The organism is Acinetobacter sp. 197 (genome assembly GCF_048148385.1).
In the GTDB taxonomy this organism is placed as follows: domain Bacteria; phylum Pseudomonadota; class Gammaproteobacteria; order Pseudomonadales; family Moraxellaceae; genus Acinetobacter; species Acinetobacter pecorum.
The window spans coordinates 1-14,953 of record NZ_JAYWZK010000018.1; the positions used below are offsets into that span (position 1 = coordinate 1).

Below are 14,953 nucleotides of genomic sequence, written 5' to 3' on the forward strand. Positions count from 1 at the left end.
GTCCATGGTGATAAAAATCATCATAAACCAGACATTTTTATTGGTGAGAATATAGACACTTTAAATGGGTTCTAACATTTCGACTTCATATAACGTGTATTATGTTAATTTTAGGGAAATTAAAGAGTAGAAATGAACTTAAATCTAAATAATAAAAAATTTGTAAATGCTAAAAATACATCTAATGGAGAAGTATCTCACGAGACTATTTTTAATTATTACCAAGTAGGTGAACGTATAGAAGCTACCTATTCTGGTGGCAGTATTACCAATGGACATTTACTAGGTTTCATGACTTCTGAAAAAACTTTCACTATGGCATACCACCACATCAATGAGATGAATGAATTACGTATAGGTGAATGTAATACTGAGATTGAGATCCAAGCCAATGGAAAAATTAAGTTAATTGAAAATTGGCAATGGCGTAATGGAGACTGTTCTACAGGCGAATCAATACTTGTTGAAATGTAAGGTAGAAATAAATAAAGCCCAGATCTTAGATCGGGGCTTCGTATAATCCGTATTATTGGACTGCTCCCAGTATCTTAGACATGAGATAGCCTCATTTTGAAGCTGTCTCGAATGCTTCTGGGCTCATACCATCGAGGTGCGAATGACGCCTGATTCGATTGTAGAACATTTCGATATAATCAAACACATCCGCACGAGCCATTTCTCGTGTTTTATAGATTCTCTTTTTAATTCTTTCCTTCTTTAAACTGCTAAAAAAAGATTCAGCAACAGCGTTGTCCCAACAGTTTCCTCTGCGACTCATACTGGGAATTAAATTATGCTTTTGACAGAATTTCTGCCAGTCTCCACTACTGTATTGTGAGCCTTGGTCTGAGTGTATGATCACAGGTTCATCGGGTCTGCGTCGCCATACTGCCATGAGTAGTGCATCAAGAACGATATCCTTAGCAAGAGTTGGTTTCATTGACCAACCGATCACTTTTCTCGAATATAAATCAAGCACTACAGCCAGATATAACCAGCCTTGCCAAGTCCGAATATAGGTAATATCAGTTACCCAGGAAGTATTCGGAGTATTCACAACAAACTCTCTATTTAAATGGTTGGGTGGCACAATCTGAGGACGACCACGGCCATAACTTTTATGCTTCTTGTATCCTCTAACTGCTGCAATACCATTGTTTTTCATGATCTTCAGTACACGATTCGGGCCACAGCCTTCACCTAGTTCTTTAAGATCCAAAGTAATGCGACGATAACCATAAATACCATAACTAGCATCATAAGAAGATCGGATGAGCTGTAATAACCGTTTATCTTCAATAGTTCTGCCTGATTCGGGTTCATGCAACCAAGCGTAATAACCAGCACGAGCAAGCTTTAAAACCCGACACATCGTTTTAATCTTAAATTGATTACTGTACTCAAGAATAAACTGATACTTTACTCGGGCAGACTTGCAAAGTACCTTGCGGCCTTTTTTAGTATGTCCCGTTCCTCTTCAGTTTGTCTAAGTTGACTTTTAAGACGGAGGATCTCTTTCTTTGCTTCGAGCAATTCATGTTCATCAGGGTTGTTGCGTAAAGGCTGTATCGCCTTTAACCATTTATAAATACTGTGTTGTGATACACCTAAACGTTCCGCTACATCAGTGACAGAATATCCTCGTTCAGTAATTAATTTTATAGCTTCGTCTTTAAATTCTGGGGTATATCGTTGTCCACTCATAATGTTTTCTCCTGTGCAAAAAGAATAGACGATATTTGTCTAGGAGAGTGGTGGCAGTCCACAATGAGGCTATCTCATGTCTAAGATACTGGGAGCAGTCCATATGTTAATTTTAGAAAAACTGAAATAAGATCAATCTAACTCGTAGCACGACAGGAGGTGATATGAATAATGATATAAGTGAAGCCCCCTATCACCCAGATAAATTACTGATGAAAATTCTTGATGAATTATCCCCTTATCGGTATTTTTATTTACATTTATTTTCCTTAGTTTTTATTGTTGCTTATATTTTTGGGTTCTCTATTGAAGGTTATTCTGGGATTACGAACTTTTCCCAATCGATGATTTTGGCATCACCACAAGTAAAACTGGTTAATGATGTTACGTTAATATTTGAGATATTTATTTTTTTAATTATGTTTTCAAAGTATACCTTTTGGGGGCTAGACATCAGAACTAAACATCTATTTAAAAGATATGAAAGATATTATCAGAGCATTCATGAGATTAAAGATAATAGATCTTTAGTTTTACTAGTATGTTTTTTAACTCTAATAATTATGATTTGTTTTAGATATCAAATGTTTATTTTTACCGATGGTGGGAATATATCTTCAATAAGAAAACTTTTAAATGAACCTAATTTTTTTGTGTATTTGTATATGATTTTAGGTTTTTTAATGAATTTTTTTCTATTTATATGTGCAATTTTTAGTCTAGAGTTAAGAAAGCATGTTAGAAACAGATATTTTAATTAATCATTTGGAAAACTAAGCTTATTTAACATAATGGGTATTATACAAAATTCCTTTTTAAATAGTGTTACTTATCAAATACTTAAATCAATAAATCCAAAACCCCAAAGATCAAAAAACACACGTTTTCACAACTCGTGTGTTTTTTGATCATATTTGTAATATTCTGCTTATAAAATTGATTATTTTTTAATCAAATCGAAGATTTTTTCAATGTTTCCGCTCTTTCCAGGGCAAAAACTATCCCCAATTTCTGGGGATAAAATTTAGACATATATTATGCATATCTTAGTAAAAATTAATCTCGACCTTTGCATCTATTTATTCATTATATTTTTAAACTGTTTAATGAACAATTTTAAACATCAAGGTAAATTACCTCATTAGCTTCTTCTGCCTTCCCCCAATGACTTGGAGAAAGCCAGAACCTGATTTTTAAGCACTACGCCTTAAACCTTCAAGTCGTAGTGAGTCAGTCATATTTAACAGCATCTGTTCGGTTTTAGCCCAACCCAGACATCCATCAGTGATTGATTGACCATAAGTCATTTGCTCAGAAATTTTCTGATTCCCATCAACCAGATGGCTTTCAAGCATTACACCACGAACCTTGGTATGTAAACGTTCTGCCAAGATCTGTTTCAGCACTTCAGGTTGTAGCATCGGATTTTTTGAGCTGTTGCCATGACTACAGTCAATCACCAGTGCCGGCAATTCCATCTGATGTTTTGCCTGTATTTTCTCGATTTCAGCCAACTGGTAATTAGGTCCACTATTTGAACCACGTAAAATTAAATGCGCTTTAGGATTACCTTGAGAATGTAAAATACATGGCAAACCGGACTGGCTCATACCCAGGAATTGATGCGGATGAGAGGCAGACTGAATAGCATCTAGGGCAATCTGGATCGAACCATCAGTACCATTTTTGAAACCAATGCTATATGGCATATGACTTGAGATTTCACGGTGAATTTGTGATTCGCTGGTACGTGCTCCAATCGCGCCCCAAGCCAGCAGATCATCGAAATAAGCGGTTGCCATCGGGCTGAGAATTTCCGAAGCGATTGGCAGACCCATTTCAATAATTTTAAGATATAAGTCACGGGATTTTTCCAGACCCAGTTGCATATTGGATGAACCATCCAGATTCGGATCGTAAAGGAAACCTTTCCAGCCTACCGTAGTCCGCGGTTTTTCAATATAAGTACGCATGACCAGAAAAATCTGATCAGAAACCTGAGTTTGTAGCTGTTTTAATTTTTCTGCATATTCTAGCGCGGAAGCTTCATCATGAATGGAACATGGACCTGTAATCACCATTAATCGATGATCTCTGCCTTCTAATATATTTTGAACAGTTTGACGATGTTCAGCGACCTGGCTAGCCAATTGCGGAGACAGTGGCAATTGCTGCTTAAGTTGCTGGGGTAAAGTTAAAATGCTTTCAGCATGATGTTGTTGTGATGTATTTGGGGTATTCATGACTTTAATCCTGGGACTGAAAAGCAGTCCAAACTTTTATTTGAGCGTTATGGGTCTAATCGAAACTGTCTTGAGGGTCATTAGCTGACTAAAATAAGACCAATAAAAGCTGTTAAAGTATGAATAGTTAAATGTTGTCATGATTGTCTCCAAAATATTCTTAAAAATTAAAGGCATAAAAAAACCTGATCAGGGTTGCCGATCAGGTATAAACTGGTGGGCAACTATTTCATTGCCCAAACGCATTCAGGCAATTATCTAAACTGCCAGAAATAAAAATATGCGTTTGAAATGAGAGGTTGCGTTAACATATTATGTCTTTCATAAAATATGAATCTGAAATTAAAATACGCGCTCTAGGGTCATTTGACAAGTATTAAATATAAAAAAATATTTATTAACTTTTCTACTTTTTTTTATGATTTTATCACACAGTTAAATATATCAATAAAAATGGCAAAACCCACAGAAATGTAGATTTTGCCAACAGTACTTCACTTCATTTTCATGAAGATGAATAATTAACGTGAAACACGATTCCAGGCATCACGTACTGCAAATTTCGCCTGTTCCCAGTTTAAACGAGATTCGCCTTTCATTTGTTCCCATTTTAATTTCAGATCTTGTTCTGCATCTTCAAAACGGGTGTGGGCATCATAGCTGCCCCGGTTTTCATAACCTACGCGGTAAGCAGTATCGTAATCGCGGTCATAATCCAGATCGCTGTATGTGGTACGGGCATCTGAATAGTATGGGGTATTTACAGAATTATCACGCCAGTAAGCCTGTTCTTCGGTTGGATTTACTGCTTCGCCTATACCTTTACCGGCCAGACCACCGACCACAGCACCCACAACACCACCTACAGCAGCACCAACAGGACCACCTGCTGCACCAACTGCTACGCCTGCGGCTGCACCGCCTGCAGCACCCAAACCTGTTCCTACAGGATGTGCACCAGGTTCACCAGTAATCGGATCTGCATTTAAATCGTCGCGGACATCTTTTGGAGAGTTCTTAATAACATCACGATCAAAATTATCATTCGACATAAAACTTATCCTTATTTTTTAAAATGGTTTTAATCACGTATGTTGATACGTTCTATTTAATATAAACATCTGGAATGTAATGACCTTAGTTTGCTTGTGTTCTTTGGGTGAGTCTGTGTGATGCTTTAATGCACTAATGTATCCTGAATCAAGTGAAATCCGCATAAAAAAGACCGGTTTAATACCGGTCTTTTTCTCTCTTAAGCCTACGATAATCATTTATTCAAAATGAATGACCGTACGGATTGATTTACCTTCATGCATCAGGTCAAAAGCTTCATTGATCTGATCTAATGGCATGGTATGAGTTACAAAAGGTTCAAGCTGAATTTCACCTTTCATTGACTGCTCTACCATTCCTGGTAATTGTGAACGGCCTTTCACGCCACCAAAAGCGGTACCCATCCATTTACGCCCTGTGACTAACTGGAATGGACGGGTTGAAATTTCTTTACCTGCACCGGCTACCCCAATAATCACCGACTGGCCCCAGCCACGGTGCGCACATTCCAGTGCTGAACGCATCACATCCACATTACCGATACATTCAAAGGAGTGGTCAACACCCCAACCGGTCATTTCCACAATAACCTGCTGGATTGGTTGATCATAGTCTTTTGGATTAAGGAAATCTGTCGCACCAAACTGTTTCGCCAGTTCAAACTTATCTGGATTGGTATCTACCACAATAATACGGCCTGCTTTTGCCTGGCGGGCGCCCTGTACCACAGCAAGACCAATACCGCCTAAACCAAATACAGCAACACTGTCACCTTCCTGTACTTTGGCAGTGTTATGGACAGCACCAATGCCTGTCGTCACGCCACAGCCCAGCAGGCAGACATGCTCATGGTTAGCTTCAGGATTAATTTTTGCCAAGGATACTTCAGCAACTACGGTATATTCAGAGAATGTTGAACAGCCCATGTAATGGTAAATTGGCTCTCCGTTATAAGAAAAACGTGTAGTTCCGTCTGGCATGACACCTTTACCTTGGGTCGCCCGTACAGCAACACACAGGTTGGTTTTTCCAGATTTACAGAACAAGCACTCACCACATTCAGCAGTATAAAGTGGAATTACGTGATCACCTGGTTTCAGACTGGTGACCCCTTCACCCACTTCAACCACTACACCTGCACCTTCATGGCCCAGGATTGCAGGAAACACACCTTCAGGATCTTCACCAGACAAGGTAAATGCATCGGTATGACACACACCTGTATGGCTAATTTTCACCAGTACTTCACCTGCTTTTGGTGGAGCAACATCCACCTCAACAATCTCTAAGGGTTGGCCCGGACCAAACGCAACCGCTGCACGTGATTTCATGTAAAACTATCCTTTTTTTGCTGGTTTACAGATGACTAACAGTAACCTCTTTCTATTCGGAGATTCAACTATTAACATCGGGAGTTAAGGAATAAAAAATCCTATAATCAATGGAAGATCAATGACTAAACCTTCACCGTTTATCTGTTTAAGTGTTTTTACTTTAACCCTCATGATTTCTGGCTGCGAACTGGCTCCCAACACTACCAAAGATGCAGAAATTACTCCAGCCCAACCTGCGCAATGGATTGAAGGTCAATTTTCAAAACAGCAGATTCATGAAGGGAAAACTGCTTTTTTACCCTTATATGACGGCTTTATGAGCATGGCGGCACGTGTGTACCTGATTAATAAGGCCCAACACCATCTTGATCTGCAATATTATATCTGGAAAGATGATTATATCGGTAACATGATGTTGGCCCAACTGTTGAAAGCTGCGGAGCGTGGAGTCAAGGTGCGGTTACAGATTGATGATCAGAATGGTACGCAGCTAGATGACAAATTGCTGGCCCTGAGCCAGCATCCAAATATTCAGGTAAAGCTTTTTAATCCCTATAAATTTCGTAAATTACGTGCACTTGATTATGGTTTCCGGATGAAACAGGTTAATCATCGCATGCATAATAAACTGATCATTGCTGATGGGACTGCAGCAGTGACTGGTGGTCGTAATATCAGCAGTGAATACTTTGATGCCAGTGAAGATTTCCAGTTTACCGATGTCGATATCTTTTTTACAGGTCAAAGCGTAAATGCTGCGAATCAGACCTTTATCAAGTTCTGGAATGACGATCTTAGTTATAATCTTCAGCAGGTGCTAAATGATGCAGGCAATCCTGAAATGCTCAAAAAACTCAAAACTGAGTTTGCGCGCGAAGATGTTGATGAAACTGAATTAAAACGCCGGGTAGGAATAGCAGAGAAACAAGTCGAACAGCAATTGAAAAAACAGCCCATTCACTGGGCACCTGCTTATTTCGTCGCGGATACTCCTGCTAAAGCACGTCCCCATGCAAAAAATGGCGATTATATCTATACCCATATGCTCGAACTCATGGGTGAGCCAAAAAAACATCTGGAACTGGTGTCTTCATATTTCATTCCAACACAAGAAGGCACCGACTATTTAACTCATCGTGCTCAACAAGGCGTCAAAATCAGAATCCTGACCAACTCTTTTCAGGCCAATGATGTGGCTCTGGTATATGCCTATTATCAACAATATCGTCAGCAGTTACTACAAAACGGCATCGAACTCTGGGAATTTAAACCTTATATTATCCGGCCTGAACGTACCTGGTATGAAGTCATGACTGGAAATATTATTCCGGCAAAGAATAAAAATAGCTCAAGTTTGCATGCCAAATTCTTTGATCTGGATGGCATGGTATTTATTGGTTCCTTCAATTTTGATCCGCGTTCAGCTTTTTTGAATACTGAAGTCGGCCTCGTGATCCAGTCGGAAGATTTCCAGAAGGAAATTACTTACGCAATGGATCAGTATTTGCCACGTATCGCTTATCAGCTCAAGCTGAATGAAAAAAATGAAATCATTTGGCTGGAATATCAAAAAGATGGTCGTATTATTCAACATTTACATGATCCAGACACTACAAAATTCCAGCGCTTCATGATGAATCTTGTGACCAAATTTCCAGGCGAATGGTTAATGTAATGACAAAAAAATTACGTTTTAATTACACAAATTATTTTAATGATTAAAAATCATAAATGAAATTTCATTTTTTGAGTAATCTCCTTCTTATCATTCCAGTCTATTCCCTGTGGGAGGAGAGATTTTCAATATTAATTAAATTCTTATACTTATATTTATTAGTTTTTTTCTTATACATTAATCAGCTCAATCACGACAAAGCTTTTACCTCCTCCCTCGATTGCTTTAAAATTACACTTTTCCAATCTTTTGCGATTATTCGCCCTCACTCCCATGCAATTTTTTGATTTAAGTCGCCAGTTTAAGTTTAGTGACATTCTGACGCCTGTTAAAACTCTCCATGATTTATCCCAGCAAGAGTGGTATCTGGCCAAGATTCGGGTTGAACATGACTGTCTGTCTGAATCCGATACAGTCGAGGGTCAGGTAGTTTTAAAATCGAATGAAAATATCCAGCTCGAACTGGAATGGCTGATTCAGGATAATGGCTATGAGTTACAGGTTTTATTTAAAGGTGTAGAAACTGAAGCTACTGATGAGGCTGGCATTATATTAAAAGGTGCTCAACTGGTCGATGAACAGCAGCAAACTCTCTCTGCACAAGCTTTGAGCTTATGGATTGATGGTAGTTTATTACCGATGTTACCTGAAATCCGCCGAGAGATTAAAGCACGTTTAAACTTGTGGGATTATGTCGAATACGATGGCTAATCGCCTGCTGCCATTTTTCAAAGAGCCATTTAGCTCTTTTTTATAATCTGAAACATATTTTAGATTGGTAAAGCTACCTGTTTTCAAGGTTTTTTCAGACAATGCCATATGGAAAAATTTACTATAAGCTTTATAAAAAATAATAAGAGAATCAATACATGATTTCTGATAGTGAATGGCAACAGATTCGCCAGATCGTTGCTGATGCACAACGTACTGCCATGCATTGCTCTATTGCAACAGTCAATTCCAAAGGCCTTCCTAGCATTACCCCGATTGGAACGGTATTTTTAAATCAAAAGACCAGTATAGGTTTCTTCTTTGATACTTATTCCGCTACCTTTACTGAAAATTTACAGCATCAGCCACTGGCCTGCATACAAGCTGTGAATACTAGTAAACTGTTTTGGTTGAATGCGCTGCTTAAGGGGAAATTCAAACGTTATCCAGGAGTACGTCTATATGCAGAAATTGGCCCTTTACGTTCAGCCACATCTGAAGAAATACAGCAGGTGGAATCTCGTATTCGAGTTTTAAGATGGACTAAAGGCAGTCAGTTAATCTGGTCTAACTTTCATCATGTTCGGGATATTCAAATTTATAGCTATCGTTGGGTCGAATATCCAAATATGTGAATAATAAAAAACCAAGTTACTAAGCGTAAGTTAATTTCATATTTACAGCTTTAAATTTTTCTAGCTATTTTTCATCTGAATATTGAATTAAATATTAAATCAACCCCACATGCTTAAACATTAATCTGTAACTTTCGGCTTTTTTCTCTAAAGAAACCGGATAAGCGCGGGAAGATGAAGGCATACGATATAAATACAGATCACGTCCGGCAAAATGAGCCTGACTTGGGTGATCAATGCTCGGTTTGACCGTACCTTCAGGCATGGACAACATCATAGTATCTGTAGCCTTATCTCCAGTAGTCATAATATGATTGCACTGCGGCATTTGACTAAGCAGTTGCTCGATATTGGTGGGTACGACAATTTCCAGAAATTTGTCTGAGGCATTACCTTTTAAACGCCGGATCTGATAACCACTGTCAAAGATTGCAATTCCCCTTTGTGTCAAAAACTCCCGGATTAAATTTTCCTTAAATTTTTTGTTGGGTAGATCTAAAAAATAATCTTTATTATTAAAAAAAATCAGTCCAAAAATCCGCCACATATCATTTTGATAATTTGGATAATAAAAATTCATTTTCCAGCGTGTAGCAGGTGGCGGAAAACTACCCAACATCAGTAATTTGGCATTGGGCGGTAAAAATGGAGGTAACGGATGGGTTTCAATATCGGACATAGGATTAACTAAATTGAGAGCTTTTTACTATTTTAGAATGCCTTCTGAATCTTGCCAGCGACTTCTTGTCCCCAAAGTGTATAAACTTCCTTGCTCGGGTGAAAACCATCTGCAGCCATTTGTAAATTCATGGCACGGTATTTTTCAATATCATATTCAATCCATTGCATATTCACCTGCTGATTTACAAATTTTTCCAGTTGCCGGTTCATCTGTTTGGCATATTGGCCAAATAACCAGGCTAAAGGATTCGGTAGCGCTGGGAACATATTCATGGGGGGAACACCGGCAGCAATAACCAGCTTCGGACTAAATTTTTGCTTAATTTTGCTATAAAGTTGTTGCTGTTTCTGAATCCAGACTTCTGCAGACATGAGCCTAGTTACATCATTGACCCCAACTGAAGTAACAATTACATCATAATGCTGGACTTCCATCTGGTCCAAAGTACGCAGTACATTTGAGGTGGTATCACCGGTTTTGGCTTGCAACTTCCATTCAACCTGAAAGTCACTTTTCAGTTCATGCAGAATTGCACCCAGTAATGCATCATCCTGATGTTCTACGCCTACACCTGCCGCCGCGGAATCTCCTAGAATGAGCAAGGACAGTTTTTTGCCTGTTCCGATTTTTCCTTTACGTACACCTTCGGGTTCCGGAAGCCTTAAGGTATTTTTCTTAACGCGACTACCTTGAATGACAAGTGCAGGAATCAAAGCAATGGTGGCGGCTTTCAGCAACATAGCGGGCTATTTTATATAGAGATATATTTAATTTTACCTGAGTTTGTTCTTTTGAACTATTTCCTCAGCAGTCACTTTAGATGAATAATCACCTAAATTTGACTAAGATAGGATTCTTACAAAATATAGGCTTAGATATCTTTATTTTATCTTCGATAAATAATAAAAAATCCCGCTAAAAAGCAGGATTTTTACAAGCTCACTTATCAGGTTTTATAATCATTCCAGCGATTCATACGCTTGAATGTTCCAACATCATTGAAACGTACACCTACTTCTTTCATCACTTTATGCGCCGTTTTGGATGTCAGTTGACGGATATAAAATGGCTCCTTGACCACAAAATGATGAATGGCATGAGTTGAACCAAAATTACAGCAGAATAACTGGAACGGAACCATCCACCATGGATTGAGTACCTGGGTTTGTTTGATCACATCACGTGGATCAATATCGCCATAATAATGCATATTTGAACTGACAAACTGCAAGCTAAAAGAACGGATAAAGTTCGGAATCACCCAGATGACTACCAGCAGATTTACGATCGGCATAGCATCGACAATGCCTTGCGACCAAAGCATCTCATAACCGAAGAGTGGTGCAATTGCATTTAAACCATGAAAGACCACAAACAGATAGCACAATCCATAATAAATAATGCTGAGTGGCAAAAAGCCGAGTAACTGGGAGATCATGGCAATTTTACGTTCTTTTTCAGGCTGTTTTTCCAGAAAAAGATGAATCATTTTAAACATCTGAAATGGACGCAGATACACTGACATTAACTGGTCACTAATCACCAGAATTCGGCGAATGCCCCAAGGCATACCATTACTGATGCCACGTTCTTCCAGGTCATGTTCAGTGCCTGAATATTTATGATGATGCAAATGTAAACGACGACGTGCCCAGGGACTAATCGTGTTTGGACGCGCCAGCCAGACAAGTGCCAGCATCAGATGATGGGCCCAAGGCGTTTTCTTGAAATACATATAATGAATCAGGTCATGTTCCAATTCATGCGTTAAAGATGCAAAAATCGCGATTAAAGGAATGGTAAACCATGCTGAGAGATAACCCGTTCCATATGCTACTGCGCATGTAATCATACCTGCCCACGCCAAGCCTAGAATACTTGCACCGATAAAATTCTGATGTTTAAGTATGGGATAACGAGCACGCACCTCTTCCCCGGCCTGAATAACGATACTTCTAACCTTGGAGATTCGCTGCTGGTCAGTCATATCGGAAGATGTAGACATATGGACAACCTTTGATTTTTGAACAGTTGTACATTAAAGGAAATTCTAGAAAAAAGAAGTTATCTTTCCACTTTTGAAGCGAGTATGTCTAAGTTTTGGACAGTTGAGAAAGTTCTTTAAATTGGAGGGAATTATGAAAAGTGAGAGATTATCTTTTTCATGAAATTAACAGTCAAAATTAGTCGAATTAACTGATCATTAATCATTAAAATTTTTTAAGGTTTGGCTGTAATATCGTTATCATAAAAAGAGAAGCATTCTCGCTTCTCTTTTCAAATATCTAAAATTGCTTTTAGCCCAACTTATTTACCAGTTTAAGTGGTAATACCTTCATGGCTAGACCGAGTGGCAACCACGGCCATTTCGGTACATAGGCTTTAACTGGCGCTTTTTCAATTTCTGCTGCCAATAAACGTGAACCGGTTTTCTCATCTACTTCAAAAGGCAGCTTTTTCGCGCCTTCATTGATTTCAGTACGAATATATCCTGGGAAAATTGTAGTGACTTTAATTGGCGTATTCATCAGTTCAGCACGAATGCCTTCCGCTAAATGAGCGACCCCTGCCTTACTTGCGCCATAAGCAGTCAAGTGTTTTGGCATACCACGCATGGCACTCATGGATGAGATCATGACCAGATGGCCAGAGTTTTGGGCGCGGAAAATTTCCACTGCAGCTTCACATTGTGCCAATGCCGAAATAAAGTTGGTTTCCACTGTAGCTTTATTGATGGCGAAATTACCTTTACCGATGCGGCGACCTTCACCCACACCTGCATTCACGATAATCCGGTCAATGGTGCCGAAGTCTTCTTTAAAAGCGCGGAAAACTTCAAAAACCTGATCGTAATCGGTGACATCCAGTGTTTTGGCAATGACTTTAATATTATATTGGCTTTCCAGTTCCTGCTTTAAGGTTTCCAGACGATCCAGGCGACGTGCACAAATCGCCAGGTTATAGCCTTTCTTGGCAAATTCACGTGCCATACCGGCACCGATCCCTGAACTTGCACCGGTAATTAAAATTGTTTTAGCCATGGGTTTACCCTATTCCTTTATTTTTTTACAGTAGTATTCGATATGATTTAGATCCAGGTCAGCAATTCCGGATGCTGTGCCTTGATAAAATGATGTTCATTTAAACTGAGTAGTTGCGGTTCATTACCTACCAGCCGCAGTGTCGTAATACTGGTATTGGTAATCGCCCAGTTCAAAGCAAAGGTTTTTTCTGGGCTAAGGCCCAAAATTTTGCCTACAGCCACAGAAATCACGCCGCCTGAGGTATAAACGACTGCATAACGTGGGCGGCTTTTGGCCAGCTGGTCACACAGATTTTGCAAACCGGTTTCCACACGGTCTTTAAAATTCGGCCAGGATTCATCATATTCATGGTGGTAATCATCGCCGGTCCAACGTGCAATCGCACCGGTAAAAATTTTGCTGAGGTAATCCCGAGGATTTGCATGCTCTGACACGTCCTGTTTGAGCAATTCAGGCTGATTAAAACGCGGTTCATAACGTGCAAATACCTGCTGATGATTAAATTCATTCCAGGCACTATCCGTCAGAATCTCACTTTCCGGAAAACATTCTTCCAGAGATAATTTTGCTGTCTGTTGATGACGCTGCATGGAGCCTGCAACCACATAAGGTGCTTCTTTCAGAATTTCATCAAAATAGCGGCCCAAAAGCTTTGCCTGTAACTCGCCATTGGGCGAAAGCTGATCATAACTTTCTGCGCCAAAAGAGGCTTGGCCATGCCGGATCAGGTAAATAGTGGTCATTTTGGCATTATCTCTTTAAATTTCAGAATATATTTCTGTGCGATCTCATTAGCTTCCAGTTTTTGGCTGCCAATCAGTTTTAAAGCACGAATATGCAAGGCATGAATTATCACCCAGAAATCCTTAAAGGCCGGATTATTGGTTTGTTTGTAGTAATAACGATAATAAATCTGCTGGGCGATGACCGCGAGGCGGAATACACCAAACACCTCATAAAATGTCCAGTTCTCAGGCTGCAAACCGGTTTTTTCAAGATAGTAATCTACGACCTCTTTACGGGTAAACATACCTTTTAGATTGGTTGGCTGACGACGAGTCGCTTTAAAAATGGCATTATCGGTATCTTCTACCCAATAGGCCAAGGCAGAACCCAGATCCATCAGCGGATCGCCGAGAGTGGCCATTTCCCAGTCCAGTACACCAATCACTTCAGTCGGATTCTCTGGATCCAGAATGAGATTGTCAAAACGCCAGTCATTATGAATGACGCAGGTTTTAGAGTCGGAAGGAATATTTTCATTAAGCCAGTTGCGTACATATTTAAAAGATGGAACATTTATGGTCTTGGCTTTCTCATAACGATTATCCCAACCTTCTACCTGACGGCGGCAATAACCCTCACCTTTGCCCAACTTTTCCAGCTCGGTGCCTGTATAAGGAACCTGATGCAATTCGATCAGTTTATCAATCATATTGATACATAATGTCCGAATATCAGACTCAGTCAGTTGCAATTCAGGTGGCATTTTGGCGCGTGGAATAATGCCTTCGATGCGTTTCATCACATAGAAGTCACAGCCAATCACCGATTCATCCTGACAAAGCGCGACCATTTCAGGTACGACCGGATAGTACCCAGCCAAAGCTTTCTGCACATGATATTCACGTGCCATATCATGGGCTGATTTGGCTTTGGTGCCTTGTGGCGGGCGACGTAAAATTAGATCGGCATTGGCATACTTTAGACGATAGGTCCAGTTTGAAGCCCCACCTGAATATTGAGTCACTTCAACGGGGCTTTCAACATTATTGCCGTTTTGGATTAACCATTCGGTGATGGCCTGTACATCCAGTTCTTCACCTTGACGAACTCTTCCACCAACATCAATAACCGCCATAATGTTTCCTC

At 39.6% G+C, this 14,953-nt stretch carries 15 protein-coding genes; 5 read left to right on the forward strand and 10 right to left on the reverse strand.

Annotated features, from left to right (window positions below):
- Window positions 1-132: 132 nt before the first annotated feature.
- Window positions 133-474: a hypothetical protein gene (locus VXQ11_RS14595; RefSeq protein ID WP_104472901.1), complete on the forward strand. Its 342-nt coding sequence runs from the start codon at window positions 133-135 to the stop codon at window positions 472-474.
- A gap of 91 nt (window positions 475-565) precedes the next feature.
- On the opposite strand, the gene VXQ11_RS14600 is transcribed toward VXQ11_RS14595, so the two are convergent.
- Window positions 566-1,704 (reverse strand): IS3 family transposase gene (locus tag VXQ11_RS14600; RefSeq protein ID WP_141667081.1). Its coding sequence is split into 2 segments (ribosomal slippage): window positions 566-1,446 and window positions 1,446-1,704, totalling 1,140 coding nucleotides; the frame shifts between segments, so codons are not numbered across the junction.
- Window positions 1,705-1,868: 164 nt separating this feature from the next.
- On the opposite strand from VXQ11_RS14600, the gene VXQ11_RS14605 reads away from it, so the two are divergent.
- Window positions 1,869-2,465: a hypothetical protein gene (locus VXQ11_RS14605; RefSeq protein WP_064095446.1), complete on the forward strand. Its 597-nt coding sequence runs from the start codon at window positions 1,869-1,871 to the stop codon at window positions 2,463-2,465.
- Between the two features lie 432 nt (window positions 2,466-2,897).
- Here the strand turns inward: VXQ11_RS14605 and VXQ11_RS14610 are convergent, their stop codons facing one another.
- The 3 genes from VXQ11_RS14610 to VXQ11_RS14620 form a co-directional block, all read right to left on the reverse strand.
- Window positions 2,898-3,947, reverse strand: coding sequence for a 3-deoxy-7-phosphoheptulonate synthase (locus tag VXQ11_RS14610; protein ID WP_416706337.1), 1,050 nt, complete (start codon window positions 3,945-3,947; stop codon window positions 2,898-2,900).
- A gap of 521 nt (window positions 3,948-4,468) precedes the next feature.
- A complete protein-coding gene (locus tag VXQ11_RS14615) occupies window positions 4,469-4,999 on the reverse strand; it encodes a hypothetical protein (RefSeq protein WP_416682209.1) in 531 nt (176 codons plus the stop codon).
- Between the two features lie 219 nt (window positions 5,000-5,218).
- Complete coding sequence (locus VXQ11_RS14620) at window positions 5,219-6,331, reverse strand: S-(hydroxymethyl)glutathione dehydrogenase/class III alcohol dehydrogenase (protein ID WP_064095363.1); 1,113 nt, start codon at window positions 6,329-6,331, stop codon at window positions 5,219-5,221.
- 121 nt (window positions 6,332-6,452) lie between these two features.
- On the opposite strand from VXQ11_RS14620, the gene VXQ11_RS14625 reads away from it, so the two are divergent.
- The 3 genes from VXQ11_RS14625 (at window position 6,453) to VXQ11_RS14635 (ending at window position 9,355) form a co-directional block, all read left to right on the forward strand.
- A complete protein-coding gene (locus VXQ11_RS14625; protein ID WP_416706338.1) occupies window positions 6,453-8,009 on the forward strand; it encodes a phospholipase D family protein in 1,557 nt (518 codons plus the stop codon).
- Between the two features lie 273 nt (window positions 8,010-8,282).
- Window positions 8,283-8,720, forward strand: a complete 438-nt coding sequence (locus VXQ11_RS14630) for a hypothetical protein (RefSeq protein WP_416706339.1) — start codon at window positions 8,283-8,285, stop codon at window positions 8,718-8,720.
- 158 nt (window positions 8,721-8,878) lie between these two features.
- Window positions 8,879-9,355 (forward strand): pyridoxamine 5'-phosphate oxidase family protein, encoded by a 477-nt coding sequence (locus VXQ11_RS14635; protein WP_416706340.1) that lies wholly within the window; start codon window positions 8,879-8,881, stop codon window positions 9,353-9,355.
- A 94-nt stretch (window positions 9,356-9,449) separates the two neighbouring features.
- Here VXQ11_RS14635 and VXQ11_RS14640 read toward each other — a convergent pair whose 3' ends face one another.
- The 6 genes from VXQ11_RS14640 to VXQ11_RS14665 all read right to left on the reverse strand — a co-directional run bounded on the left by VXQ11_RS14640 (window position 9,450) and on the right by VXQ11_RS14665 (window position 14,942).
- The gene (locus VXQ11_RS14640; protein WP_416682202.1) at window positions 9,450-10,034 is read right to left on the reverse strand and encodes a uracil-DNA glycosylase family protein; all 585 of its coding nucleotides are present in this window, start codon (window positions 10,032-10,034) and stop codon (window positions 9,450-9,452) included.
- A 32-nt stretch (window positions 10,035-10,066) separates the two neighbouring features.
- On the reverse strand, window positions 10,067-10,777 hold the full coding sequence (locus VXQ11_RS14645; protein ID WP_416682200.1) for an SGNH/GDSL hydrolase family protein: 711 nt from the start codon (window positions 10,775-10,777) through the stop codon (window positions 10,067-10,069).
- Between the two features lie 206 nt (window positions 10,778-10,983).
- Window positions 10,984-12,042: a fatty acid desaturase gene (locus VXQ11_RS14650; protein ID WP_416706341.1), complete on the reverse strand. Its 1,059-nt coding sequence runs from the start codon at window positions 12,040-12,042 to the stop codon at window positions 10,984-10,986.
- Window positions 12,043-12,334: 292 nt separating this feature from the next.
- A complete protein-coding gene (locus VXQ11_RS14655; protein WP_416706342.1) occupies window positions 12,335-13,078 on the reverse strand; it encodes an SDR family oxidoreductase in 744 nt (247 codons plus the stop codon).
- A 47-nt stretch (window positions 13,079-13,125) separates the two neighbouring features.
- The gene (locus tag VXQ11_RS14660; protein ID WP_064102936.1) at window positions 13,126-13,824 is read right to left on the reverse strand and encodes a histidine phosphatase family protein; all 699 of its coding nucleotides are present in this window, start codon (window positions 13,822-13,824) and stop codon (window positions 13,126-13,128) included.
- A complete protein-coding gene (locus tag VXQ11_RS14665) occupies window positions 13,821-14,942 on the reverse strand; it encodes a phosphotransferase family protein (protein WP_416706343.1) in 1,122 nt (373 codons plus the stop codon). The genes VXQ11_RS14660 and VXQ11_RS14665 overlap by 4 nt, the downstream gene beginning before the upstream one ends.
- Window positions 14,943-14,953 lie beyond the last annotated feature (11 nt).